Genomic DNA, 26,349 nt, shown 5'->3' on the forward strand with positions numbered 1-26,349 from the left:
GTGCCTAAGCACTCTCTTTTACTTAAAATAAATTACACACCAGGGCAACCTGTTGGTGCATATTTTGAAGCAGCATCAGTTGCACAAGTCCAAGTACCTGATGTTGAACGAGTCCATGTAACTTTCTTAGCTGTACCATCTTTAAGAGTTGCTGCTGCAGCTCCATCAAATTGGCCAGAAATAGTGCCTGTAGAAGTGATATTAGCGTTTGTTGTTGCTTTAGCAGTACTAACAGCTGCCGTTGCTGGTGTTAGTAATTTTTGAATATTCGAGCCTGTCCAACCAATTTGACAATCTGTACCATTACCTTGCCCATTATTCAAACAATCTTCGTATGCAGTTTTAACAGCACCTAACTCAGCTACAGCACGAGTAACCTGTGATTTTGCGATATAGTTTTGATACGCAGGAATCGCAATCGCAGCAAGAATACCGATAATTGCAACAACGATCATTAATTCGATAAGGGTAAAACCCTTTTGAACTGATTTCATAACATTCTCCACAAATGTCTTTTAATTTAATTATTAAGCGTTCAGCTTGTTTTATAAATAGCACTAATTGTGCCAAGATTGATTATAATTAAAATTTCAAAAAATACAGCACTTTAAAAAAGTATTTTGTATCTTTGTAATTTTTATATCACTTATTGTGCGTTAAAGTGACAATTTGTGTCACATTTTCCCCAACTATTACCCTACTCTAAAATGATTGGCGCATTTCCTAATTCATTTTTCACATCCAGTCGGCTGTGCTGATAAAAATCAGCCAGCACTTTACCAATTTCAAATACCCCTAGAACCACCCCCTGACGGTATTGCTGATGCTTCATTTGTCCAATAACATCTTGGCAAATACTGTCCCAAACCTGCTGCTGAGTAGCACTCTTGATGCCGCGGTCAATGACGATCTCCACCTTGCGTTCACACAGGTTCAAATACAGCAGTACGCCGCTGTTAAACTCAGTATCCCATACGCCCAGCTCAGCAAACAGCTGCTGCGCACGTGCCCGCGTATCCTGTGAATAAGCCTGATGCGCTGGAATATGCCCTTCTATCACCACTTGAATCTCCCCAGCATGCCCTTGCTCTGCCTGCTCAACCGCATGCGCAATAGCCTGCTGGTCTTGCTTATTAAAATAGCGTTTGGCCGCGGGCATATAAAAGAAATGCTTCAGCCAGCGTTTAACGCTCGGCCTCGCGACTTCTTCCAGCTTAGGCTGCGTTAAAATTTCTGTTGTTTCTGATTTTGTTACCATGAGCCTGAAGCGCCTCCACCGCCAAATCCGCCACCGCCGCCGCTGTAGCCTCCTCCACCGCCAAAGCCGCCTCCAGAACCTCGGCCGCCGCCGCGCCCTGCACCAGACAAAACGGCTTGAAAGATCAGTTGCGCCAATGCAGTAATCAGTAAAAAGAAAATTCCGCCGCCAATCAGCAAACTGGTGACCAGCCCCGCCCCATTCACTAAGCCCGCCACCGTACCGGCAACAGCAGCTGTCGCTGCGCTTAGGCGGTTGCCGACGATGTAAGAACCAAGCATCCCAGCAATTAAAATAAATAAAGCTGCGCTGAGGGTTTTCTGTTTAGCCTGCTGCTCATGCAAGGCCTGCTCTTGCCGTTCTTTTAATTCCTGCGCTGCTTTCGCGGCCACTTCAGGGTCCATATTCAGCACATTTTCAATCTCATGCAATCCAGCCTGAATCCCCTGCGCATACAGATTTTGCTTAAAATAGGGGGTAATTTGATTGCGGATAATCCGGCTTAGCACAATATCCGGCAAAACCCCTTCCAGCCCGTAACCCGAAAGGATTTGAATGCGGTGATCATTGACCGCTATCGCCATCAGCAAGCCATTGTCCTGTTTGGCAGAACCCAGTTTCCATTGCTCTGCTGCCCGCATTGCAAAGCCAAAGATATCTTCCTGCCCTGTTGTCGGCACAATAATAATGCCAATTTGCGCTTTGCCGGATGCATGCAGTTTCAAAATTTGCTGTGTAATGGACTGCTTTTCTGCCGGACTGAGTAAGTTCGCCTGATCAACCACGGGCTCATTGAGTGTCGGCAAACCGCGAATGGATTCTCCATCTGCCATATCATTCGCGATATCCGGGGCTGGATTTGACGCCAGGGCAGTCTCAGATTCCTGCACTGCTGGCTTGGCCTGCGTACTTTTTTGCTGATTTTGAATAATTTTGCCCGCTGCGGCAATTTCAGCATCATCAGCCGCAGCCGTTTCACTCCAGGCATTAAAGCTGAACGTGAGCAGGCAGGCTGCAAAAAAAATATGCAACCATTTAGTCATGGCTTTTAATGCCATGCTTCGCGGCTTAGACCATTCCAGCATCAGCCTTCCTTATGACTTCATGGATGATGATTAGTTAAATGAAACCTTCGGCGCATTTTGCGCCCCCTGCTCTGCACTGAAGTTTGGCTTAGGCTCCATGCCGATGACTTTAGCGGTCATCACCTGCGGAAACTGGCGGGCATAACTGTTAAAGTCCTGCACGGTGGTGATATAGCGGTTACGCGCCACTGCAATGCGGTTTTCTGTGCCTTCCAGCTGTACCTGCAAATCTTTAAACTGCTCATTGGCTTTCAGGTCAGGATAGTTTTCTGAAACAGCAATTAAGCGTGACAATGCGCTGGTCATCTGCGCTTGAGCTTGTTGATATTTCTGAAATAAGGCAGGATCTTCCAGTACTTCTTTATCGACTTTCAGGCCTGCGACATTAGCGCGCGCCTGAGTCACTTCCGTTAAAACCTGCTCTTCATGTTTCGCGTAGCCTTTCACGACATTGACCAAGTTCGGCACCAAATCGGCACGGCGCTGATACTGGTTTTGCACCTCTGACCATGCTGCCGTTACGGCCTCATCTTTGACTTGCAGCGTGTTGTAGCCGCAGCCGGTCAATGTAAGTGTGCTCGCCAAAGCGATGGCCAATGCACTATTTTTAATCAAGTTCATCTGCCTAATCCTCAAGTATTTATTTGTATTTGTTTGAATATTTTTTATTCTATCGGTATTTTTCAAAAATTCTGTATCTTTTTTTTAATGATTTTTCTTTGCTTTGCGGTATCCCGTTTTATAATGGTGCTGGTATTTGGCGTCCAATATAGTGACCTCTTTTTAAATTTACAGCAAAGTTTGATGGCTTTAAATCAAACTTTGAAATCGCCTATACTGTATTTTTTCACAAATCCGCAACGTGATGCATTTCAGCAAAACGCTTGCTGCGCAATACCCACTGCATACTTCAATTGATTGCAAAACAGCACGTTCAGTATTCTTCATGCCGGTACAGTAAAAAAATTCAACATTGCAACTTCGCTATAAAAGCCTGCCAACTTCGGCCCTGACAGGCTATGCCAATGGATAGAATATTCATTCAAATACGTAATCAGTTCAGCAGCGCCGGCTTTAATTCTGTTTGAAAGCTGTCTAATTGATATTCTTCCGCCATGCGTTTTTTCCAATATTGAATGATTTGGCTGTAATCAGTCTCAGCAGGGTGAAAATCTTTTTTATAATAAGATAAATACTCTGGAAACATCTGCAGCAGCATTTTTCCCAATAAATAAACGCCAAAAAGGTTGCCGCCGACTTTAGGCAAGCTTTTCTTTTGATCCTGCAAGAATAAGCGGGAAGCAGAATAGAACGTTAAGCTGGCAAAACCAGTCGTCACGCTGCGCATAATCATTTTCCGGATTTTGTCATCGCCATATACCGCCTGATACACATCAAAAGCAACAGAACGGTGTTCAATTTCTTCAATCGCATGCCACACCCAGAGTTTCATAGCATCGTCATCCAAGGTGCTCAGCACTTCTGGATGCTGTAGGATATAGCCGCCCAATAAGGCGGTGAAGTGCTCAAAAGCGCAGGTGATCGCCAGCTGAATTTTCGGATGCAGGTTCTTTATATAGCTGTCTTTACGCGCCAGCCATGCCTGAAAACGGTCTAGGTTGTAATCATCCCTGCGCCACGCATCATTGAATTCGGCATGCGCTTTGGAGTGCATCGCTTCCTGACCGATGAAAGCGGCAATTTGCGCCTGAAGTGTTGGATCCTGTACTTGATCGCGCACATTGCGCACGCTGTGCACAAAAAACTGCTCGCCTATCGGAAAGGTAGAAGACAGCGCAGTCAATAAATGCGACATCACTGGGGAGTTGGCAAAATAATGCCGGCGTATCGCTTTTGGATTGAAGTGCAGCCGCCGTACAGTAATGCCAATGGCTTTCGGACGATTTTGATATGATTTTTCTGCCGCCACTTGAGTCATTTGAGTATCTCTTAATCGAATACAATGGCCCAGTATGTGCAGGAATTTACTTTTCCCATATGGCTAAAATGCTTAGCGCATAGGCAAAAATGTTCTTTTTTTGCTGTGTAGCAAGTCAATTATGGCTTATTTATCTGCATATTCCTTTTCGGTATCATTTCAGGCAATTCAGGCAGGCAGCGCAGCTTCGCAATAAAAAAACCCGCCGAAGCGGGTTTTTCAAGCAATGCCTTGGACCTGAATCAAATAAGCATCTGATTGCGTCATTAAATCATCTTAAACTTCTAAATAATCCAAAATGCCTTCAGCCGCTTGACGACCTTCCCAAATCGCAGTCACTACCAAGTCAGAACCGCGCACCATGTCGCCGCCCGCAAAGATTTTTGGATTTGAGGTCTGGAATTTAAACTCTTGCTGTTCCGGCGCAACAACACGACCCGAACCATCCAAATTGATTTTCACCTCATTAAACCAGTCCGCAGGGCTGGTGCGGAAACCAAATGCCAAAAGCACGGAATCGGCTGGCAAGATTTCTTCTGAACCTGGAATTGGCTCAGGGCTGCGGCGGCCGCGGCTGTCTGGCTCACTCAATTGCGTGGTCACAAATTTAACACCCGTCACTTTGCCGTTTTCACCAACAATTTCAATTGGCTGACGGTTGAACTGGAATTCCACCCCTTCTTCACGCGCATTTTTTACTTCACGGCGTGAACCCGGCATGTTTTCTTCATCACGGCGGTAAGCACAGATCACTGATTCGGCGCCTTGACGGATGGAGGTACGGTTACAGTCCATCGCCGTATCACCGCCGCCCAATACAATCACTTTTTTGCCTTCAACACTGATGTATTCAGAAACGTCTTTTTCCCAGCCTTGCGTACGGTTGACGTTCGCAATCAAGAAATCCAGCGCATCTACAACACCATCCAGCTCTTCGCCGGCAAAACCGCCCTTCATGTAAGTATAGGTTCCCATACCCATGAATACAGCATCATAGTCAGCAAGCAGCTGATCAATCGTAATGTCTGTGCCGATTTCAGTATTTAAACGGAATTCCACGCCCATGCCGGCAAAAATTTCACGGCGACGTTTCATCACATCTTTTTCCATTTTGAATTCGGGAATACCGAAAGTCAGCAGACCGCCAATTTCAGGACGCTTGTCAAAGACAACCGGCTTAACGCCGTTGCGCACCAGAATATCTGCACAGCCTAAGCCGGCAGGGCCTGCTCCGATAATTGCAACTTTTTTATCCGTCCATTTCACCGAAGACATATCCGGACGCCAGCCTAAAGCGAAAGCTGTATCGTTGATATATTTCTCTGCATTGCCGATAGTGACTGCGCCAAAACCGTCGTTCAGGGTACAGGCGCCTTCACACAAACGGTCCTGCGGACATACGCGGCCGCATACTTCCGGCAAAGTATTGGTTTGATGGCACAATTCGGCAGCTTGAAAAATACGGCCTTCAGCAATCAGTTTCAACCAGTTCGGAATGTAGTTATGTACTGGACACTTCCATTCACAATAAGGGTTGCCGCAGCCTAAACAGCGGTGTGTCTGATTGGCGGCAATCTCTGCTGTAAACGGCTTATAAATTTCCACAAACTCAGCTTTGCGGACAGTGAGATCTTTTTTCTCCGGATCTTGGCGTGCTACATCCAGAAATTGAAAGTCATTATTTAGGCGCTCTGCCATGTCTCTCTCCGTGGGTGAGCGTGGATAACTTCTGCACCTTGTGCATAAATCAAAAGTTATCCACACCTACCTAATATTTGAGTAGTGGAATTATTGCGGATCTGCTTGAGTTGTTTTCAACAAAGTCTGCAAATTAGCAGCTTTGGGTTTCACCAGCCAGAATTTACGGCTGTAAAAATCAAACTCATTGCGGATCTTATACGCCCAAGCACTACCTGTTTCTTGAATATGTTCATCGAGGATGCGGCAAAGGAACTCTTGATGCTCTTCCATCGCTTCTGTAGAGATGCGGTTCAGCTCGATCAGTTCATGGTTGTAATGGTCAACGAAGTCATTATCCAAATCAAGCACATAAGCGAAACCGCCAGTCATGCCCGCACCGAAATTGTGGCCTACTTTACCAAGAACAGTCACAATACCGCCAGTCATATATTCACAGCAATGGTCGCCTGCGCCTTCAATGACAGCAAATGCGCCAGAGTTGCGCACCGCAAAACGCTCACCCGCAGTACCAGCAGCAAACAATTTACCGCCAGTTGCGCCATACAAGCATGTATTGCCGATAATAGCTGTATTTTGCGTTTGGAAAGGCGAACCTTTTGGCGGGAAGATCGAAATACGGCCGCCTGCCATGCCTTTACCCACGTAATCGTTTGCATCGCCTTCAAGGCTGATATGCAAGCCGCCGGCATTCCACACGCCCAATGACTGTCCTGCTGTGCCTTTTAAGTTCATTTTAACTGGATGCGCTTCCATACTCAGGTTGCCATAGCGTTTCGCAATTTCACCTGAGATGCGCGCGCCGATTGAACGGTCACAATTGCCGATGGTGAAGCTGTATTCACCGCTGGTGCCGGCTTCAATGGCTGGAAGCATTTCTGCCACCATTTTCTCTGCCAGCAAGCCTTTATCAAATGGCGCATTGCCCTCAACTTGGCAATATTGCGCTTTACCCTCTGCAGATGGATGCGATTCAAGCAATGCGCTCAAGTCCAGATGCGCATGCTTTTCAGTTTCACCTGGCAGGGTTTCCAGCAAATCTGTACGGCCAATCAAGTCTTTCAAGCTTGCAACGCCCAAGGCTGCTAGCCATTCACGCGTTTCTTCCGCAATGAAGTGGAAGAAGTTGATCAGCATTTCAGGCTCACCGATATAGTGTTCCTGACGCAAATGATCCTGTTGCGTCGCAACACCGGTTGCACAGTTATTCAGGTGACAAATACGCAGGTATTTACAGCCTAATGCGATCATTGGCGTAGAACCAAAACCAAAGCTTTCAGCCCCCAAGATTGCGGCTTTAACAACATCTAGACCTGTTTTTAAGCCGCCATCTGTTTGCACACGTACTTTACCGCGCAGGTCATTCACACGAAGCGCTTGATGTGCTTCAGACAAGCCAAGCTCCCAAGGCGAACCCGCATGATGAATTGAAGAAAGTGGAGAAGCCGCTGTACCGCCGTCATAGCCAGAAATGGTAATGAAGTCTGCATAAGCTTTCGCAACACCGGCTGCAATCGTACCGACACCCGGCTCAGAAACCAGCTTAACTGACACCATCGCCTGTGGGTTAACCTGTTTCAAGTCAAAGATTAACTGTGATAAATCTTCGATTGAGTAGATGTCGTGATGCGGCGGCGGCGAAATCAGCGTTACGCCCGGCACAGAGTAACGCAAACGTGCAATTAAGCCGTTCACTTTACCGCCCGGCAACTGACCACCTTCACCCGGTTTTGCACCTTGCGCCACTTTAATTTGGAGCACTTCTGCTGACGTTAAGTACGCAGGAGTGACGCCAAAGCGGCCAGATGCAATTTGTTTGATTTTCGAGTTGCGGATGGTGCCGTAACGCGCAGGATCTTCACCGCCCTCACCCGAGTTTGAACGGCCGCCGATCGTATTCATCGCAATCGCAATCGCTTCATGCGCTTCAGGAGACAATGCGCCCAAGGACATGCCCGCAGAGTCAAAGCGCGGCAGAATCGCTTCTACAGCTTCCACTTGATCCAAGGAGATAGAATTGTCAGTTTTCAGCTTGAATAAATCACGGATCGTCGCGATAGGACGATTGTTGACTAATTCAGCATATTCTTTAAAGTCCGCATAATTGCCAGAGCGCACAGCTTTATGCAATGCATTGATCACATCTGGATTAAATGCATGGTACTCCTTGCCGAATACAAACTTCAGCATCCCGCCCTGATCAATTGGCTTGCGGTTTTTCCACGCAAGATCCGCCAATTTTTTCAGGTCATTTTCCAGATCGGTGAAGGTTGCGCCTTTGATGCGGCTTGGCACGCCGGTAAAGCATTTGCCGACCACTTCGTCAGACAGGCCCACAGCTTCAAACAACTGGCCGCCGCGGTAAGACGCTACAGTAGAGATACCCATTTTAGAAAGCACTTTAAGCAAGCCTTTCTCGATACCTTTACGGAAGTTTGCCTGTGCATGAATTGGGTCACCCAGCAATTCACCTTTAGCAATCAAGTCATTGATCACGTCATACGCCAAGTATGGATAAATCGCTGTTGCGCCAAAGCCCAAGATCACCGCAAACTGGTGCGCGTCGCGCGCAAGGCCCGTTTCTACAATAATATTAGCGTCTGTACGCAGGCCGGCATTGATTAAATGATGGTGAACTGCGCCCGTTGCCATCAAGGCATTGGCTGGCAAATAGCCTTCACGGATCTTCTTATCGGATAAGACCAGCAGTGTCTTGCCGTCGCGGATCGCCTGCGCCGCTTCTTCACAGATGCGGGCAATCGCGGCTTCAAGGCCTTCAGTTTCTGCATAGTTCAGATCAATATCCGCAATTTCATAGCCCTTGCGGCCAATCGTGCGGATTTGATGCATTTTTGAATTAGACAATACTGGGCTAGACACGATTAAGCGGTCTGCATGTTCAGGACTTTGCTCAAAAACGTTTTGTTCACGGCCAAAACAGGTTTCCAATGACATCACAATCGATTCACGCAATGGATCGATCGGCGGATTTGTCACTTGAGCAAACTGCTGACGGAAGTAGTCTGATACGTGGCGCACTTGACGCGACAATACCGCCATTGGCGTATCATCGCCCATAGAACCGACTGCTTCCTGACCGCTTTCTGCGATAGGGCGAAGCAACTGGTCACGCTCTTCAAAGGTCACCATGAACATCTTCTGTGATGCTTTCAGGTCATCGCCTTTTAAGCCTTGGTCACACAGATATTCTTCCAGCTCTGGGCTGCCTTGAATGCGCACTGAGTTTTCACGCAGCCATTCACGGTATGGACGCATGCGTTTCAGATGGTTGCTGACATCATTGGTGTCCAGCATTTTGCCTGTGTGCGTATCGATGACCAAAATTTGACCTGGCCCTACACGGCCTTTAGACACCACATCTTCAGGCTCATAGCCCCACACGCCAATTTCTGACGCCAAAGTGATATAGCCATTTTTGGTAATAACCCAGCGCGCTGGACGCAGGCCGTTACGGTCAAGCATACAGATTGCATGGCGGCCATCCTGAATGACCAAGCCTGCAGGGCCATCCCAAGCTTCCATGTGTTTTGAGTTGAACTCATAGAATGCACGCAAATCAGCATCTAAAGTTTCCACGTTTTGCCAAGCCGGCGGCACCAGCATGCGCAATGCGCGGAATAAATCCATACCGCCGCCAACCAAGAGCTCAAGCATATTGTCCATGCTTGACGAATCAGAACCTGTGCGGTTCACAATTGGATTCAGCTCAGTAATGCCGGGCAATAACGGGTTTTCAAATTTAGGCGTACGCGCCATTGCCCAGTTGCGGTTGGCAGTAATGGTGTTGATTTCACCGTTGTGCGCCAAATAGCGGAACGGCTGCGCCAAAGGCCAGCGCGGCAGCGTATTGGTCGAAAAGCGCTGATGGAAGACTACAATATGCGATTCTAAGCGCTCATCAGCCAAGTCTATATAGAAGTCCGCAATATAAGCAGGCATCATCAAGCCTTTGTAGCTGATCACAGTTGAGCACAAAGTCGTTACATAGAAATACGGGTCAGCAGTCAGCTGTTCTTCTGCACGGCGGCGCGCCATAACCAGCTTGCGGTTGAATTCAACCTCTGTCACACCCATTGGGCAGTTGACAATGATCTGTTCAAAGCCAGGCAAAGACTGCATCGCAATTGAGCCCAAAGCGCCATTATTGGTCGGCACGACACGCCAGCCTAAGACTTTACAGCCTTCAGCTTCAATTTCTTTGGTTAAAACTTGTTTTGAGTGTGCGGCAATCGCTGGATCCAAGTTCAGGAAAATCGTACCGACAGCAAAAACTTCGCTTAAGGTAATATCGCTGATCTTCTTTGCTTCTTCGCGGAAAAACTGCTTCGGCATCGCCAAAAGCAAACCGCAGCCATCCCCTGTCTTACCATCAGCAGCAATACCGCCGCGATGGGTCATACAGCTTAAGCTATGAATAGCGGTCTTCAAGAGATCATGGCTTGCATCACCCTGCATATGGGCAATTAAACCGAAACCACAGTTATCTTTAAACTCATCCGGTTGGTATAAACCTTGAGCGGGAGCTACAGTATTAGGCGATGGCATGTGCATAGCGTACCCTTCTTTTCTACACTGCTCTTTCGAGCCACTAACAATAATTTCTTTTTTGCGATTTAGTCTTAATCCATTCACATGAATTGTGATGCTGTGCAAAGTAATTTCCTGCTTTCGCACACTTAAGATAAACCGAATTTACCTTTTATGCATGAACATCAGGAAACAAATTGCTTCCGACTGAGTTTAACCTGTCAGCATGACTGTTTCGCACACTCATCGAATCATTTTCGCGCCAAAATAGGGAGATTAATTCAATTCACGCACCATTAAAGCAAAAAACATGCCAATTTAAAGCAAAAAACTCTAAGCGTACTGATTTAAAACAATTTAAATTATAAAAACATTCAATAGTGCATTAATTTTGCTCTTTTTTGCACCAGAAAAGCGCATTTCAAATTTTTTAATCAATAAAATGCGCTATTTTAGAACCGCTAATTAAACGGGTCTGTCACCTCGGTCTGCGCAGGCGCATTTTTAGGATGGGCCGCATCCGCACTGCTCTGAGACTGCTGCACATTGACGACGTTGCCATCTGCATCACGGCGGGTTACTGTTGTCGTAGTGGTTGCCGTTTTCGCTTCCGCTGCTTGCCGCGCTTGAACTTCAGCGCGTTTTACCGCTATTTGCGCTTCATCTACCTGCGGCAAAGGCGCCGTCTTCAGATTCACAGCATACAGCTTACTGCTGGCTTTCAGCTCATCCGAGCCAAGATCATTTACAAAGGGCTGATATTGCTGAATTTCAACAACTGCAGGCTTAATCGATGCCGGTAAAGCAACGTTCAAATCAGCCAAAGCGGCCTTGGCATCATCCGAATTGCGGTAAACACCATAAAGCAGCACATATTGCTCGGCATGATTTTCACCGGATAGCCTCAAATACGAAAAATTGCTTCTATTAGATTGCTTTTTGAGGAATTTTTTTAAGATAGCTTCATCTGAAACACGAAACAATTCAAGTGTGTAAGACTTTTTCTGCTCATTCACAAACTTGGTTCCGCGGAATTCAGCTTCATGCTGGGCGGCAGATACGACACGAGCAGACATATCCAGAGGCTTGACTTCATCAAATAATGCACCAAGATGGTTCATCGCAGATACTTTTTCAGGCTGAATCTGCAGTTCGACTTCAGTTTCAGCTTTTTTTTCCACTTCAACCAGTTCTTTAGTATCTGAAATAGCCCAAAAGACCAAGGCAAAAAATAAACAGGCCCCACCGAACACAAGCCAAATATAATTTTGTATCTGCTGCCAATGTGTACGGAGAGCCACGGTGTATTTCCTTTTAAACTATTGCTGATTTGCCAGAATGGCCTGTTTCATCAACTCTGCATCAAATTCTTTAGTGATAACCGCTTGACCTAATTGCTTCATCAATACCAGTCGAAGCTGGCCATTCATCACTTTTTTATCATGTGACATATAGGCCAAGAAATCATCCAGTGGAATTTTAGGGCATCTAATTGGCAAATTGGCGCGTAAAATGATTTTTTTTGTACGCTCTAAATCTTCCAAGCTGATCCAGCCCATACGATGCGACAAATCAGCAGCCATCACCATGCCTGTTGCAACCGCTTCACCATGCAGCCAAACCCCATATCCCATATAGGATTCAATCGCATGGCCAAAGGTATGCCCCAAGTTCAGTAAAGCGCGCTCACCCTGCTCTTTCTCATCATTGGCAACAATTCTGGCTTTGTGCGCGCAAGACCGGTATACGGCTTCTGCCAGCAAAACCGGATTCCGCCCTACCAGGCCATCCATATTCATTTCCAGCCAACTCAAAAAATCCAGATCACCTAAAAGCGCATATTTAATCACTTCCGCCAAACCTGCAGACAGCTCCCGCTCAGGCAGCGTAATCAGCTGCGCCATATCCGCCATGACCACTTGCGGCTGCTGAAAAGCGCCAATCATATTTTTGCCCAAAGGATGATTAATGCCCGTTTTCCCTCCTACACTGGAATCCACCTGAGAAAGCAGTGTTGTAGGCACTTGGATAAAATACACGCCGCGCTGAAAGCACGCCGAAGCAAAACCGGCCATATCGCCAATCACACCTCCGCCTAAGGCTAAAACTGTGCAATCCCGGTTAAAGCCAGCCTCCAGAAGCGCATCAAAAATTAAATTGAGATGCTCTATATTTTTATATTTTTCACCATCCGGCAGCGTACAGACAGCAACCGTTTTGCCCAAAGCTTCGATCGCAGCTTGATAATGCAAAAGATATAAAGGCGCGACTGTTTCATTGGTCACAATCATGACTTGCCGGCCATGAATAAATGCCTCTAAAAGCGCTTTTGGATCAAGCTGGCTGCCAATAAAAATAGGATAACGGCGTTCACCGAGTTCAACATGTAGGGTTTGCATGACTTTAACCAGTGTATTTAATTTAGGCATTTCGAGAAAGAATTAAATTTAAGATCTTTTGCGCTAAATCACGGGCAGCGCCTTGATTCGTTTCAATAATATGATCTGCAACTTCCCGATAAAGAGGATCTCGGATTTCAAGCAAGTCTTTCAATTTTTTTTCTGGATTTTCGACTTGAAGAAGGGGGCGGTTTTTATCTCGGTAAGTCCGCTGCAGCTGAATCTCCACCGGTGTATAAAGATAAACCACAATACCGCGCTTTTTTAAAAACTCTCGGTTGGGAGCTTGAGTCACCGCACCGCCGCCAGTCGCCAATACCAGCTGGCGCCGCGCAGTCAACTCGTCAATTACAACAGTTTCACGGCTGCGAAATCCCTGCTCACCTTCTTTTTCGAAGATCCACGGAATGGTTGCGCCTGTTTTACGCTCAATTTCATGATCGCTGTCTAGAAATTCACGCCCTAACAATTCGGCCAAATGCCGCCCAACTGTTGTTTTTCCTGCCCCCATTGGCCCTACCAAATAGATATTTGGCAGGGAGTCAAACTCTTTGCTTGGCAAGGAGTCACCTATTTATTTTGCTAAATTCAAAATATATTAATGATTTCTAACAACACTGTCATTAACAATTCGAGGTGTTACAAAAATTAGCAACTCACTCTTATTATCGGTCTTCACATCTTTACGGAATAAGCGCCCTAGATAAGGAAGATCTCCTAAGAATGGAACTTTTGTTTGCTGATTAATTGTCTGCTGTTCAAAAATCCCCCCAAGTACAATAGTTTCACCATTATCCACCAATACATTAGTATTAATTTCATTTTTATTAATAGTGTACTGTCCTGTTGGAGTCACACTGCCGATTGAATCATTTTTAATCTGCAGATTCATTTGAACTCGGCCTTCCGGCGTAATGCTTGGTGTCACATCCAGACTCAAAGCCGCATCAATAAACTCTGTTCTTGACACAGCATTTTGACCGCCACCTTCAGCCGACTGATACGGAATTTGTGTGCCAGATGCCACTTTTGCTTGCTGTTTGTCAGCAGTCAAAACTTTCGGAGTCGAAATTACCTCTCCGTAACCGTCTGCCTGTAATGCAGAAAGCTCAAGATCCAGCATAAAATCAGATAAGCTAATTAGCCCAAATGCAATCTTGCTTGCTCCTGTTGCTGTTACACCTAGATCTACATTTAAATTATCTGGCCGTTGAATTGTATACTTGCCGTCATCATCAGGATCGCGTAAATCCCATAGCGTTGTATCACTGCCGCCAACCAACAGATTATTATTATTGGTTATACCTTGTGAAAGGATACCCCACTTCACTCCCATTTGCTTACTGAATTCAGTTGATGCTCGGACAATTCTAGCCTCAACCATAACTTGCTTAACAGAAACATCCAGCAGATCAATCATTTTACGGATTTGATCAATTTTTCTAGCCGTATCGTTTACAATGATTGTATTAGTGCGGGGATCTACTGAAATAGTTCCGCGCGGACTTAATAAACTGCCTACGCTATCCCCTAAAGGATCAGGATTTGATGCCCCTGAGCTCGAACTATTTGTATTTCCTGAATTTTTACCTTGTGTAATTAATTTCTCGATATCTACAGCTTTTGCATAACTCAACTGAATATATTCAGTCTGCAATGGTGATAGCTTTACACTTTGCGCAATTGCTTTCGCTTCATCATCTTCAGATTTAATTAATTCTGATACAGGAGCAATCCAAATCACATTGCCATTGCGGCGCTTATCTAAATTTTTAGTTTTTAATACGATGTCTAAAGCTTGATCCCAAGGAACGTCTTTTAAACGCAATGTTATATTCCCTTGCACAGAATCCGCAGCCACCATATTTATATCTGTAAAGTCAGCTAAAAGCTGCAATACGCGGCGGACTTCAATATCCTGAAAATCAAGTGAAATCTTTTTACCAGTATAAGCATTCGTTGCTTTAGGGCGCAAAGAATTCCTTTCCTCTGGGCGTTTCAAACTGACCGTCAGCTTATTGTCAGTTTGATATGCCATATACTCAAAGTTGCCTGATGATTGAATGGTAATAATGCCATTTCCACCATCATTATGCGCATCAACAGTCGAAACAGGCGTAGCAAAATCATTCACATTCAAGCGGCGAGTTAAATGCGCAGGCACTTTATTACCCAATGTACGAATAACAATTTTACTGCCTTGCTGCTGTACATCTACTGGCGTATTCCCACCCAGCAAATCTACGACAATCTGGCCTTCGCCATTCGCTCCGCGATTAAAGCCAATATTAGAAATACCCTGCGCTTGCTCCTTCATTGCCGGCTGTATTTGGGCATCTGCTGCTGAATTGATTTTCAGGATAAAGGTATTGCCTTCAACTCGAGTTGTGAAAGCCCCGGCATTGGCCAAATTCACCGTTAAGCGTGAACGCTGCGCATCCGAACTAATATCAACCGAATCCGCTTCACTGGTTGCAACCGGAATTGAATTCTGCTTTAGCTTTTGATCCGCTTTATCAAAATCCAAGATCAAACGTGAAGGCTGTTCAAGCTGATAGGCCTGAGGCTGTGGAGGCAAACCATTAAACATCACACGAATTTCAGTGCCCTGACCTGGAATCTGCATTGGCACGATATTCGTCATACTGACTTGAGCGCTGGCAGCCTGCATGACCGCTATTGCAACTGCACCCATTGAAAACTGACGAAACACTTGATTCATTGTATTGCCATCCCCAAAAATAAAATCTTTAACACTATTTTTCATTTTTATTCCTTTAAACTTAAGGTGCTGGTCCAATTAATATAAGACTTCTAGGACGTTCAACATAACCTTCTCGCCCATCTGGAATAATCTCCATTACATCAATTTGAGTTGGCGTGATTTTTATAATACGGCCATGATTAAGCCCCATATAGCTGCCCACCTGTACACGTTCAACTTGACCATCAGGCGTTTGAATTAATGCCATAATTTGTCCTGATTGGTTCCGCAAGCTTCCTTTCAAATTTAAATTTTCAATCGGGAAACTTTCCAGCGGCTGCAATTGACGGTTTAAATTTGGATAAACCCGCTTTCCTGCCATTATTTTCAATTCAGATGCCAATGAACCAGGCATGAAAGGGCTTCTTAATTGCTGCGCTGCATAATTAAAGCTCTCAGCAGGCACGAAATCAGGTGCCGGTTCGATTGGAATCGGTTGTTGATTGCGGATATTCGCCATCTCCTGATTAACCACATCTATACGCGACTCACAACCTGAGAGCACGACACCCAGCATTACAAACATAGAAATTTTTTGAATTTTCATTAGTTTGTTCCTCCTTCTGGCGCCGCTTGATTTACCTTAGCATCACCTGCTTCATCACTATTACCGATATAGCGATACGTCTTCGCTTTTAAGCTGTAATTAACCTTAGGAATATCTGTTCTTTGTTCTTTATTTTCCGTTGCCGTTATCTCAAAATCATGCAAGGTGACAATCCGAGATAATCCCGCAATGCCACTGACAAATGCGCCAAATGAATGATAATCACCCGTCGCATCAATCGCGATCGGCTGTTCAATAAAGAACTCTTGCTTCACTTCAGGCTCGAGACGGATATTTTTAAACTTCAAGCCAGAATTCACACCAGTCAAGTTAATATCCTCAACCAAACCGGGGATTTCAGTTTCTTTTGGCAATTGCTCCAATTGCTGATTAAAGCGTGCTTCCATCTCCTGCAGCTGTATTTGATACTGCTGCAAGTTGCGGAGTTTAGAGTCCTTTTCCCTAAATTCATTCAGCAAGTTTTGCTCTTGCGCATTCGCATTAGAGATTTCATCCATCTTGCCTTTAATCGCCAAAAAATAACCTGCAGCCAGTACAAACACAATAATAAAAATCCAGCAGGTAATTTTTACTGATAATGGCCAGCTGCCATAATTGTTGGTATCCAGTGTATTGAATTGCTGTAAAAATTTATCCAAAGTCAGTTTTTTCTTTGGCGCAAGTACGGCTTCTTGACTTAACTCTTCAAATTCTTCACGGCTCATTTGACAGCCTCCGGTGTAGACGCTGCAGTGCCTGATTGTGCCGCAGCAGCAGAATCAGCTCCAGACAATTCAGGCTGTGCAATAGCATCCAAATCAGCAGTTACAGTAAATGTTCCATAGCTATCTTCGATACGGGGCACAATGGAGCTAGCCGCCTGATCTTTTTTCTCTTCTGTTGCTAAGAAAGAACTCATGAATGCATTGCGGTACCATGAGGAAGCCTCAAGATTACGGAGCAGTTCCGCAACCGTATTTGGACTTTCCGCCTTGCCTTCCAATGTGAATTTATCCCCTAAGCGACTAAATTTTGTAATATACATATTGCTTGGCGTAACACGTACCAACTCATCAATCAAATGAACAGCAATTGGCCGCTGGCCTTGCAAGCCTTGAATCAGCTTCATCCGCTCAACAATCGCATTGCGCTGTTCCTGCAAGCCTTCCAGCGACTTCAGCTGAATATCCAAATTTTGATTGGTGCTGACAATAAGCTGATTCGCTTGTTCCTGATCCTGCAATCGGTTATCAAAATACAGCCAAGTTGAACCAACCCCTAAAACCCCAACAAAAAACGCCCCAATGCAAATTGCAATAAATTCTTTTTTTCGTTTCTCTCTGAGCGCATCGCGCCAAGGGAGCAGGTTAATTTTCGCCATCAATCAAAACTCCTCAATGCTAGACCACATGCCACCAAGAGCGATGAAGCGTCATTTTCAATTTTTTTAATATCAATTTGAGGTGAAAAACCCATTTGCAAAAATGGATTGGCAATCGTGACCCGGTAACCCAGCTTCTGCTGCAGCAATTTTGCTAATCCTGGAATATTGGCATTCCCGCCAGCCAGCAAAATATGGTCAATTTCATTAAATTGTGAAGATGAAAAGAAAAACTGCAATGAACGCGCCGCTTGCTGCACAACCGCTTCTAAAAATGGCTCCAGCACTTCAATATCATAATCATCCGGCAATGCTCTGGTCTTTTTTGCACGCCCTGCTTCTTCAAAGGATAAACCGTAGCGGTTTTGAATTTCTTGAGTCAGCTGCTTGCCGCCAAAAACCTGTTCGCGGGTATAAATGACTTTATTATTCTGCATCACAGACAAAGTCGTCATGCTGTGCCCAATATCCAAGATCCCGACGGTTTTCACCCCCATTGGCAATGTATCGGCAAATACCTTGAATGCATTTTCCAAAGCAAAGCTTTCTACATCAGCAATTTTAGGCGACAAGCCTGCCAGCTCCAGCACTTCAGAACGTGCTTCAACATTTTCAATTCGAGTGGCTACCAGCAGAACATTAACACGGTTTGGGTTGGATAAGCGGTCTGGAAGAACTTCAAAGTCAAGGCTCGCTTCATCCAGAGGGAAAGGAATATACTGCTCCGCATCCATACGAATTTGAACTTCACGCTCATCACTCGTCATATCAGCATCCATCTCAATGATTTTTGTAATCACCATTGAAGTCGGTATGGCCAAGGCTGCAGTCACTGTTTGAGTATTGGCTAAATTAATCGCACGCTCTAGTGAATCGCCCACAGCTTCTGGATTTAAGATGTTTTTTTCAACAACGCTTCCTTCCGACAAAGGTACCAAAGCATAGCTTTCTACCCAATACCGTCCACTTTTTACAGAAAGTTCCAAAACCTTAACAGAAGTCGAACTAATATCGACTCCCATCAACCCCTTATTTGGCTTACGATATAACCTGAGCACAATATAATTCCTATTATTTTTTTATCCCCAAAAAATTAACTCACTAATTAGATTTGGTCTATAATTTTATGCAGATACAATATCTCATATAACAATCTGCACGGCTTAAGGATATACTGACCGCTAATTAGTTTGCCATTAGCTCTTATTAAAACTTACTTGTTATGAAAAAGCTATCTTGTTCAGGCCTTGTTCATCCATTTTTTTTGATCCTAATTATTGTATTGGTCTCAATTCCGATGGGTTTCTATGGCATGTATCTCTATATTGCCCCATCTTTACCTGAAATGTCTATCTTAAAAAAGGCGCCGTTACTAAAGCCTTTGCAAGTGTATAGTGCAGATAACGAGCTGATTGCCGAGTATGGGGGCAAACTGTCCGTGCCAGTGGAATATAATCAAATTCCGCCCACTTTTATCCATGCCTTTTTAGCAGCCGAAGATTCGTCATTTTTTGAGCACAGCGGCATCAGCTTTAAAGGCATTGGCCGCGCGGTCAGTGAAAGCGTCACTGGCTCTGATGTACAGACGGGCGGGTCCACCATTACCATGCAGGTTGCCAAAAACTACTATTTAAGCCCTGAACGCACCCTAAAGCGCAAACTGACTGAAATTTTTTTAGCGCGGAAAATTGAAGAGAACCTGAGCAAAGAAGAAATTTTAACGCTGTATGTCAATAAAATCTTTTTAGGCAAAAATGCCTATGGCATTGCAGCTGCCGCTAAGATCTATTACAACAAAAATTTAGACGAGCTCACTACCGCGCAGATGGCGATGATTTCCGGCCTGCCTAAAGCGCCGTCAAAATACAATCCTGTCGCCAATCCCAAACGCGCTCTTGAACGCCGCAACTGGATTTTAGGCCGCATGCTTCAGCTCGGCTATATCAATCAGCCCGAATACCAAAAAGCGATTGCTGAACCTATCAGTCTGGATATGCCTGAACGGGGCGTCAGCAACCGCTTCCCGTATGTCGGCGAAATGGTCCGTTCCGAACTGGTGCAGACACTGGGTGAACAGGCGACTGATTCAGGCTATAAGGTGTATACGACTATCAACAGCAAGCGCCAAGCCTATGCTGAAGAAGCAGTGCAAAACGGTTTGGAAGATTATGACCGCCGTCACGGCTGGCGCGGCGCGGAAGCGCATGACAAACCGCTGTCGGAGTTTATGGCTTATGCCGACACCTTTCCCGCAAAAGTGATAAAAGTCGGATCATCGACTTTTGACGCTTTAATGCAGGATGGCTCTACGGTAACCGTGCCGTGGTCAGGCATGTCATGGGCGCGCCCCTACCGCAATGCTAACAGTGTAGGCAATGCGCCAAGCAATGCTTCGCAAATTGTCAAAGTGAAAGATATTATCCGTTTGCGCCCCAATCAGGACAAAACCTCCTGGTCCTTAGTGCAGATTCCCAAAGCGCAAGGCCAGCTGATCGCGCTGAATCCCAATAATGGCGCAATTGAAGCTATTGCTGGCGGCTACAATTTCTATCAGTCTAAATTCAACCGCGCATTACAAGGCTGGCGCCAGCCCGGCTCAACCATCAAACCCTTCGTCTATGCCTTGGCCTTAGAACGCGGCATGACGCCCTACAGCATGGTCAATGACAGCCCAATCACCATTGGCAAATGGACGCCGAAAAACTCGGATGGCCGCTATTTAGGCATGATTCCTTTGCGCCGCGCGCTGTACTTGTCGCGCAACACCGTATCTGTACGCCTGCTGCAAATGGTGGGCATTGAACGCACGCGCCAGTTATTTATGGATTTCGGCCTGCAGGAAAATCAAATTCCGCGCAACTACACGATTGCCCTCGGCACACCGCAGGTCTTGCCTGTGCAGATGGCGACAGGCTATGCGACTTTCGCCAATGGCGGTTACCGCATTCAGCCGCATTTTATTGACCGGATTGAAGATGCATACGGCAAGGTTATTTACCAATCCAACCCTGAGTATGCCTGCATTCCCTGCATCAATGAAAAAGATCAGCCTCTGGATGCGAATGAACCGGTTACACCTGATGATGAAGCCTTCCAAGTCACTGGCGCTGCCCAAATCCAGCCTAAAAATGAAATTGATACTGCAGATTACCGCCAAGCGACACGGATTTTAAAATCCAGCTCAGCTTTTGATATGGCCAACATCTTGCGGGATGTTATTCAGCACGGTACTGGACGTGCTGCGCTGAAAATTGGCAGGAATGACATTGGCGGCAAAACAGGAACCACCAATGACGCTAAAGATGCCTGGTTCGCGGGCTTTAACAGCAAATTAGTCGCGATTGCATGGGTTGGCTTTGATCAGCCCGCCACGCTTGGACGCCGTGAGTATGGCGGTGTAGCCGCATTGCCTGTTTGGACAAACTTTATGGCAAATGCATTAAAAGATACACCTGAGTCTTGGGTGCGCTTAGATAAAAATGCCAAAGCGCCAATCAACCGCAATCAAGCAGCCAGCAATGACCCTGCTGCTGATCAGGCGCGTGACCGCGCGGCACCGCCATTAGCGCAGCCAATATACCGCCCAGCGCCCGCACCTGCCGCCAGCAGCCCATCACAAAATGATTTTGCAGATTTGCCTGGTGAAGAAATGTTAGTGCCGAATAATAACGCACCGCCTGCAATGCAAAACCGCCCTGCTCCGTCTGCGCCTAAAGCACATTCAGACGCACTGGGAGAACTCATCGAACAGGTTGAGTAAAAACCATTGCGCCATGCAAAAAGCCCTCTTATGAGGGCTTTTTGCATTTCAAAACTGCCTTACTTTTTCTGGAAAATAAATATTTGAAACTGTGCTGTTAATTCAATTTCTGCTTGAGCTTCCAGAGCAACTCTGCGCTCAGGCTTCGCCTTATAGGCATATGGCGTCATGGCGATCAGATTTTTAAGATCCTGCTGCGGCAAGACCATCGGGGCATCAATTATCAGCTCTTCCGCCAGTTCAAAAGCATCTTCCAGCTGATGCGCAAATTTATGCGGATCATGCGCCTGCACCTCTTCAAACAGCGCCTCACGCAGCGCATACAAATGCTGCGGCCCAGGGGTGACCACCATCAAATAGCCCTGTGGCTTCAGCACCCGCAAGATTTCATCTTTGGGAATCGGGCTGAACAAACTGGTGCACACATCAACAGAATGCTCCAGCACCGGCAACGTTGCCCCCGTCCCCACCACCCATGTGATATTTTTATTCAATTTGGCGGCGGCCTGTACTGCATTTTTAGCAATATCCACCCCTACACACTGCATCACTTCGCTGTGCATCGCATTGGTGTAATAGCCTTCGCCGCAGCCGATATCCAATAAATTTTCAATGCGCAATGCCTTGATTTTTTCAACGGCTGCCTGCTGCAGCGGCGCATAATGGCCTGCGCTTAAAAATGCACGGCGCGCCTGTACAGATTCAGGCGTATCTCCTGGATTTTTACTGTGCTTATGCTGTACCACATGTAAATTGACATAGCCCTGCTTTGCCACATCATAACTGTGATTGTTGTCACAGCGCCATGTCTTGTCTGTCAGCTTTAATTGCTTATGGCAAACTGGACACATCAGCAGATTCATCATTTTCTCCAAAGCCATTCAGGCATAAAAAAAGCCGGCAAATGCCGGCTTTTCAGATTCAATTCGCTTAACGCAATTTTAAAGTCATTAGCCCCAAAACTACCAGCATAATTGTAATAATCCAAAAACGGATCACGACTTGGGTTTCACGCCAGCCTTTTTTCTCATAATGGTGATGCAGCGGCGCCATCAAAAATACCCGCTTGTTGCGCATGCGCAGCGAGCCGATTTGCAGAAAGACTGAAATTGCCTCGACCACAAATACACCACCCATAATGGCGAATACAATTTCCTGACGCACCATCACTGCGATGGTGCCCAGCATTGCGCCTAAAGACAATGCGCCGACGTCACCCATGAAGACTTGAGCGGGATGCGCATTATACCAAAGGAAGGCCAAGCCTGCGCCGATCATGGCGGCGCAGATCACTACTAATTCAGAGGCATACTTCACATAAGGAATATGCAGATAATTTGCAAAGCGCACATCTCCGCCTAAATAAGCAAATACGCCCAAGCCTGCAGCCACCAGCACTATCGGCATGATCGCCAGGCCATCTAAGCCGTCGGTCAGGTTGACTGCATTGGATGCGCCGTTAATCACTAAATAGGTGAAAAGAATAAAGCCAATGCCCAGTGGAATCGCAGACAGCGGAATGCTGATTTCTTTAAAGAATGGAATCAGCACATCCAGCATATCTGCCGTATGCACAGGATTCGCCTGATGTATGGCAATCACATACAGCGCAATACCCGCCCCTAAAGAGCCTACAGAAGTCCAAAAGAACTTTTTCTTCGCCGGCAGGCCGGCATTATCTTTATAACGGACTTTAATCCAGTCATCAGCCCAGCCGACTGCACCAAAGATCACCATCACAGCCAGTACAATCCAGACATATGGATTGGATAAATCCGCCCACAGCAAAGTTGAAATGCCGATGGAGAGCAGTACCAGTATGCCGCCCATTGTTGGCGTGCCCATTTTCTTTGCATGGTTTTCAGGCGCAAATGAGCTTACCGCTTGGCCGTATTTCAAAGCCTGCAGCTTGCGGATCATGACAGGGCCTAAGGCCAAGCCAATCGTCAGCGCAGTCAGCACGCTCAGCAGTGAACGCAATGTCAAATAACGAACAACCTGAAACGAGCTGTGATAGCCCGCAAGATGTTCAAATAACCATAACAACATTTAGAGTTTCTCCATCAAGTCAGCCATCAATGTTTCCATGTGGGTATAACGGGAACCTTTAAACAGGAAACTCATGGACTGAGGCTGATGTGTTTCAACAAGACTTAATAAAAGAGGCAGCGCCTGCGCTTGCGTTAAAAACGCCTGCAATTTTTTACCGTACTGGGTGCTGCGTGCGCCTTCCTGCACCGCAGGCGAAAATTCACCGACAGCAATGACAAAGTTTACACCTTTGACAGAGACCAGGTCACGCCCCAGCATGTAATGCTGCTGTGCTGCGCTGCTCCCCAGTTCGCCAATATCGCCCATCACCATCACTTTAATGCCATCCTGCTGCGCTAAAACCTCCGCGGCGGCGCGCATAGAAGTTGGATTGGCATTGTAAGTATCATCAATAAACAAATGATTTTTATGCTGAATAAAATTCAGGCGGCCCTTCGCTCCTGTGGCGTTTTCCAGGCCGGCAGCAATATCACCCAAACCGATGCCGATAGACAAGGCAAAAGCCGCAGCCGCCAAGGCATTTTGCACATTATGCTCTCCAGCAAATGGCAAATCCACATGGCGCACGCCTACAGGCGTATTTAGAGTAAAACTCGAGGATTGAGGATACAGCTCGATCTCTGTGGCAAAGACATCACCGCCTGCGCCAAAACTCATGACATTGTCAGTCTGCACAGCACTGCGGATTTTATCGCTAAAATCATCCGCTGCCGGCACAATCGATGTGCCGATTTTGGCGATATGGCTGTAAATTTCAGATTTGGCACGGCAAATGCCGTCCCGGCCGCCAAATTCACCCATATGCGCTGTGCCGATATTGATAATCCCTGCGGCCTGAGGCTGAACCAGATTAGAGGTATAATCAATCTCTCCCTGATGGCTGGCGCCCAGCTCCATCACCGCATACTGATGCTCTTGACGCAGCTCCAGCAGCATCATCGGGACGCCTAAATCATTGTTCAGGTTGCCGCGGGTGATCAGTGTCGGCGCAAGGCGGGACAAAATGCTGCCCAGCATTTCCTTCGTGGTGGTCTTGCCGCTGCTGCCTGTCAATGCAATCACCTTCAGCTGCGGATTGTGCGCGCGGCGATAAGCGCCCAGCCGGCCAAGAGCCAAACGGGTATCCTCAACCACCAGCTGGCAAATCTCAGCATCTACAGGATGGCTGACAATAGCCACTGCGCAGCCATTGCCCGCCACTTGCGCAATAAAATCATGCGCGTCAAAACGCTCGCCTTTCAGCGCCAAAAAAGCATCGCCCTGTTCTGCATGGCGCGAGTCTGTGAGGATGCGCTTGATGTCACCTTGCGGCACTCTGCCTTGATGCCATTGACCTTGAGCGGCCTCTGCCAATTGCTCCGCTGTCCAAGGCTCTAAAGGCACGGTACTTGTTGTTGAGGTATGCATCTTATTTCCTATTGCGCTGGATATGCTGAATCTGCGGTGTGATGCTGTGAGTCAATTGCAGATTGCACCTCAACCACGTCATCAAACCAATGGCGGACGCCATCAATTTCCTGATAATTTTCATGGCCTTTGCCTGCTATGACCACAATATCGCCATTTTTGGCATTGGCCACGGCAAATTTAATGGCTTCACGACGGTCACGGATTTCATGCACATGCTTCTGTCCAAAATCAATGCCGGCTTTCATATCCGCAAAAATCTGTTCAGGATTCTCGGTACGCGGGTTATCTGAAGTGATTAATGCAATATCGGCATGATCCAATGCCGCCTGTGTCATCAAAGGGCGCTTGCCGCGGTCACGGTCGCCGCCGCAGCCGAAAACAGCCCACAAGTCATTGGTGACATGGCGCTTTAGCGTCTGCAGCACTTGAATCAATGCATCCGGCGTATGCGCATAGTCCACAATAAATAAGCGCTCTGCATCACGGATCACCTGCATGCGCCCCGGCGCGCCTTGCAGCTGCGGCGCAGACTGAATTAAATCCTGCAGCGCATAACCGGCCTGTTCAGCAGCAATAAGGCTTGCCACAAGATTTTCGACATTAAAATGCCCCAGCAGCGGGCTGTGAACATCAAACTCACCCTGTGCAGTCAGCAGCTTAAACTGAGCGCCATTCAGACTGTATTGAATAGCTTCAACCCGGTAATCTGCAGGCCGCGCAGTCGAATAGGTCAGAATTTTCGGCTGTGCAGGATTATGTTGAGCTGCCTGCAGCATGACATCAGCATGCGCATCATCAATATTAATAACCGCTGCTTTGAGCGATTCAAATTTAAATAAGCAGGACTTCGCCTCTGCATATGCTTCCAGCGTATTGTGATAATCCAAATGATCACGGCTTAAGTTGCTGTACGCCGCAATTTCGATATCACAGCCATTTAAGCGGCCTTGCTCCAAACCATGCGAACTGGCTTCAATAGAAGCAAATCCAGCACCTTGCTGAGCATAGCGGTGTAAAGCATTCTGCATCTGCAGCGCATCTAATGTGGTATGCGATGAAGCTTCCAAGTTTGGCAATATGCCGTTGCCTGTCGTCCCCATCACCGCGCATTTTTGCCCCTGCAGCATCAGTAATTCCGCAATTAAGCGGGAAATCGTGGTTTTGCCGTTGGTGCCTGTCACGGCAATAATCCGCGCAGGCTGTAACGGTTCTGCCGACTGCAAATACTGTTTCTGCCATTGCCCCATCAAATGGCGCACATGCGCAATAGTGCAACTTTTTTCCAAGCCTAAATCGGTTTCCGAAATCACACCCAGCGCGCCTTGATCTAAAGCAGCCTGCGCAAACTGCACGGTTTTTTCCGGCTGCGAAAATGAAGTCAGGGCAATAAAAATTTGCCCTGCTGTAACGTTCCGGCTATCCAGATTGAATCCGCTGAAGGATTCTTTCATCCATGCAGCGGGCTCATTGACGGTGTAGAGATCTTGAAATGTAATGGACATTCATCA

At 46.5% G+C, this 26,349-nt stretch carries 20 protein-coding genes; 1 reads left to right on the forward strand and 19 read right to left on the reverse strand.

Going from position 1 to position 26,349, the window contains the following annotated elements; translation table 11 throughout:
• Positions 1 to 32 precede the first annotated feature (32 nt).
• The 15 genes from OKC24_RS03715 to OKC24_RS03785 form a co-directional block, all read right to left on the reverse strand.
• Positions 33 to 494, reverse strand: coding sequence for a pilin (locus OKC24_RS03715; RefSeq protein WP_130143988.1), 462 nt, complete (start codon positions 492 to 494; stop codon positions 33 to 35).
• A 203-nt stretch (positions 495 to 697) separates the two neighbouring features.
• Positions 698 to 1,258 carry a TPM domain-containing protein gene (locus OKC24_RS03720; protein ID WP_265464816.1) on the reverse strand — a complete coding sequence of 187 codons (561 nt, stop codon included), beginning with the start codon at positions 1,256 to 1,258 and terminating at the stop codon, positions 698 to 700.
• Positions 1,252 to 2,343, reverse strand: a complete 1,092-nt coding sequence (locus OKC24_RS03725) for a TPM domain-containing protein (RefSeq protein ID WP_131276137.1) — start codon at positions 2,341 to 2,343, stop codon at positions 1,252 to 1,254. Before OKC24_RS03725 ends, OKC24_RS03720 begins: the two co-directional genes overlap by 7 nt.
• Positions 2,344 to 2,373: 30 nt before the next feature.
• Complete coding sequence (locus OKC24_RS03730) at positions 2,374 to 2,964, reverse strand: LemA family protein (RefSeq protein ID WP_130143991.1); 591 nt, start codon at positions 2,962 to 2,964, stop codon at positions 2,374 to 2,376.
• A 433-nt stretch (positions 2,965 to 3,397) separates the two neighbouring features.
• The gene (locus OKC24_RS03735; protein WP_131276138.1) at positions 3,398 to 4,282 is read right to left on the reverse strand and encodes a metal-dependent hydrolase; all 885 of its coding nucleotides are present in this window, start codon (positions 4,280 to 4,282) and stop codon (positions 3,398 to 3,400) included.
• A 276-nt stretch (positions 4,283 to 4,558) separates the two neighbouring features.
• Positions 4,559 to 5,980 (reverse strand): glutamate synthase subunit beta, encoded by a 1,422-nt coding sequence (locus OKC24_RS03740; protein WP_130143993.1) that lies wholly within the window; start codon positions 5,978 to 5,980, stop codon positions 4,559 to 4,561.
• A gap of 90 nt (positions 5,981 to 6,070) precedes the next feature.
• Positions 6,071 to 10,546 (reverse strand): glutamate synthase large subunit, encoded by a 4,476-nt coding sequence (gltB, locus tag OKC24_RS03745; protein ID WP_131276139.1) that lies wholly within the window; start codon positions 10,544 to 10,546, stop codon positions 6,071 to 6,073.
• A gap of 443 nt (positions 10,547 to 10,989) precedes the next feature.
• Positions 10,990 to 11,829, reverse strand: coding sequence for a hypothetical protein (locus OKC24_RS03750; protein ID WP_131276140.1), 840 nt, complete (start codon positions 11,827 to 11,829; stop codon positions 10,990 to 10,992).
• Between the two features lie 18 nt (positions 11,830 to 11,847).
• On the reverse strand, positions 11,848 to 12,927 hold the full coding sequence (gene aroB / locus OKC24_RS03755; protein WP_131276141.1) for a 3-dehydroquinate synthase: 1,080 nt from the start codon (positions 12,925 to 12,927) through the stop codon (positions 11,848 to 11,850).
• Between the two features lie 22 nt (positions 12,928 to 12,949).
• Complete coding sequence (gene aroK, locus OKC24_RS03760) at positions 12,950 to 13,489, reverse strand: shikimate kinase AroK (protein ID WP_130143997.1); 540 nt, start codon at positions 13,487 to 13,489, stop codon at positions 12,950 to 12,952.
• A 36-nt stretch (positions 13,490 to 13,525) separates the two neighbouring features.
• A complete protein-coding gene (locus tag OKC24_RS03765) occupies positions 13,526 to 15,649 on the reverse strand; it encodes a type IV pilus secretin PilQ (protein ID WP_416346062.1) in 2,124 nt (707 codons plus the stop codon).
• Positions 15,650 to 15,710: 61 nt separating this feature from the next.
• Positions 15,711 to 16,238 carry a pilus assembly protein PilP gene (locus tag OKC24_RS03770; RefSeq protein ID WP_130143999.1) on the reverse strand — a complete coding sequence of 176 codons (528 nt, stop codon included), beginning with the start codon at positions 16,236 to 16,238 and terminating at the stop codon, positions 15,711 to 15,713.
• Positions 16,238 to 16,963: a type IV pilus inner membrane component PilO gene (locus OKC24_RS03775; RefSeq protein WP_130144000.1), complete on the reverse strand. Its 726-nt coding sequence runs from the start codon at positions 16,961 to 16,963 to the stop codon at positions 16,238 to 16,240. The genes OKC24_RS03770 and OKC24_RS03775 overlap by 1 nt, the downstream gene beginning before the upstream one ends.
• Positions 16,960 to 17,619 (reverse strand): PilN domain-containing protein, encoded by a 660-nt coding sequence (locus OKC24_RS03780; protein ID WP_130144001.1) that lies wholly within the window; start codon positions 17,617 to 17,619, stop codon positions 16,960 to 16,962. Before OKC24_RS03780 ends, OKC24_RS03775 begins: the two co-directional genes overlap by 4 nt.
• On the reverse strand, positions 17,619 to 18,677 hold the full coding sequence (locus OKC24_RS03785; protein WP_130144002.1) for a pilus assembly protein PilM: 1,059 nt from the start codon (positions 18,675 to 18,677) through the stop codon (positions 17,619 to 17,621). The genes OKC24_RS03780 and OKC24_RS03785 overlap by 1 nt, the downstream gene beginning before the upstream one ends.
• A 164-nt stretch (positions 18,678 to 18,841) precedes the next feature.
• Here OKC24_RS03785 and ponA point away from each other — a divergent pair, with 164 nt between their 5' ends.
• Positions 18,842 to 21,379: a penicillin-binding protein PBP1a gene (gene ponA, locus OKC24_RS03790; RefSeq protein WP_265464817.1), complete on the forward strand. Its 2,538-nt coding sequence runs from the start codon at positions 18,842 to 18,844 to the stop codon at positions 21,377 to 21,379.
• Between the two features lie 59 nt (positions 21,380 to 21,438).
• Here the strand turns inward: ponA and OKC24_RS03795 are convergent, their stop codons facing one another.
• The 4 genes from OKC24_RS03795 to OKC24_RS03810 all read right to left on the reverse strand — a co-directional run bounded on the left by OKC24_RS03795 (position 21,439) and on the right by OKC24_RS03810 (position 26,343).
• Positions 21,439 to 22,242, reverse strand: a complete 804-nt coding sequence (locus tag OKC24_RS03795; RefSeq protein WP_131276143.1) for a putative RNA methyltransferase — start codon at positions 22,240 to 22,242, stop codon at positions 21,439 to 21,441.
• Positions 22,243 to 22,309: 67 nt separating this feature from the next.
• Positions 22,310 to 23,428 carry a phospho-N-acetylmuramoyl-pentapeptide-transferase gene (gene mraY / locus OKC24_RS03800; protein ID WP_131276144.1) on the reverse strand — a complete coding sequence of 373 codons (1,119 nt, stop codon included), beginning with the start codon at positions 23,426 to 23,428 and terminating at the stop codon, positions 22,310 to 22,312.
• Positions 23,429 to 24,838, reverse strand: coding sequence for a UDP-N-acetylmuramoyl-tripeptide--D-alanyl-D-alanine ligase (locus OKC24_RS03805; protein WP_131276145.1), 1,410 nt, complete (start codon positions 24,836 to 24,838; stop codon positions 23,429 to 23,431).
• Positions 24,839 to 24,846: 8 nt separating this feature from the next.
• Positions 24,847 to 26,343, reverse strand: a complete 1,497-nt coding sequence (locus OKC24_RS03810; RefSeq protein WP_130144007.1) for a UDP-N-acetylmuramoyl-L-alanyl-D-glutamate--2,6-diaminopimelate ligase — start codon at positions 26,341 to 26,343, stop codon at positions 24,847 to 24,849.
• Positions 26,344 to 26,349 lie beyond the last annotated feature (6 nt).

The organism is Acinetobacter entericus (assembly GCF_026168575.1).
GTDB classification, from domain to species: domain Bacteria; phylum Pseudomonadota; class Gammaproteobacteria; order Pseudomonadales; family Moraxellaceae; genus Acinetobacter; species Acinetobacter bouvetii.

Coding starts and splice junctions, on each gene's coding strand:
- OKC24_RS03715 (WP_130143988.1), bottom strand. CDS start 494: ATGAAATCAGTTCAAAAGGGTTTTACCCTTATCGAATTAATGATCGTT.
- OKC24_RS03720 (WP_265464816.1), bottom strand. CDS start 1,258: ATGGTAACAAAATCAGAAACAACAGAAATTTTAACGCAGCCTAAGCTG.
- OKC24_RS03725 (WP_131276137.1), bottom strand. CDS start 2,343: ATGCTGGAATGGTCTAAGCCGCGAAGCATGGCATTAAAAGCCATGACT.
- OKC24_RS03730 (WP_130143991.1), bottom strand. CDS start 2,964: ATGAACTTGATTAAAAATAGTGCATTGGCCATCGCTTTGGCGAGCACA.
- OKC24_RS03735 (WP_131276138.1), bottom strand. CDS start 4,282: ATGACTCAAGTGGCGGCAGAAAAATCATATCAAAATCGTCCGAAAGCC.
- OKC24_RS03740 (WP_130143993.1), bottom strand. CDS start 5,980: ATGGCAGAGCGCCTAAATAATGACTTTCAATTTCTGGATGTAGCACGC.
- gltB (WP_131276139.1), bottom strand. CDS start 10,546: ATGCCATCGCCTAATACTGTAGCTCCCGCTCAAGGTTTATACCAACCG.
- aroB (WP_131276141.1), bottom strand. CDS start 12,927: ATGCAAACCCTACATGTTGAACTCGGTGAACGCCGTTATCCTATTTTT.
- OKC24_RS03765 (WP_416346062.1), bottom strand. CDS start 15,649: ATGAATCAAGTGTTTCGTCAGTTTTCAATGGGTGCAGTTGCAATAGCG.
- OKC24_RS03770 (WP_130143999.1), bottom strand. CDS start 16,238: ATGAAAATTCAAAAAATTTCTATGTTTGTAATGCTGGGTGTCGTGCTC.
- OKC24_RS03775 (WP_130144000.1), bottom strand. CDS start 16,963: ATGAGCCGTGAAGAATTTGAAGAGTTAAGTCAAGAAGCCGTACTTGCG.
- OKC24_RS03780 (WP_130144001.1), bottom strand. CDS start 17,619: ATGGCGAAAATTAACCTGCTCCCTTGGCGCGATGCGCTCAGAGAGAAA.
- ponA (WP_265464817.1), top strand. CDS start 18,842: ATGAAAAAGCTATCTTGTTCAGGCCTTGTTCATCCATTTTTTTTGATC.
- OKC24_RS03795 (WP_131276143.1), bottom strand. CDS start 22,242: ATGAATCTGCTGATGTGTCCAGTTTGCCATAAGCAATTAAAGCTGACA.
- mraY (WP_131276144.1), bottom strand. CDS start 23,428: ATGTTGTTATGGTTATTTGAACATCTTGCGGGCTATCACAGCTCGTTT.
- OKC24_RS03805 (WP_131276145.1), bottom strand. CDS start 24,838: ATGCATACCTCAACAACAAGTACCGTGCCTTTAGAGCCTTGGACAGCG.
- OKC24_RS03810 (WP_130144007.1), bottom strand. CDS start 26,343: ATGTCCATTACATTTCAAGATCTCTACACCGTCAATGAGCCCGCTGCA.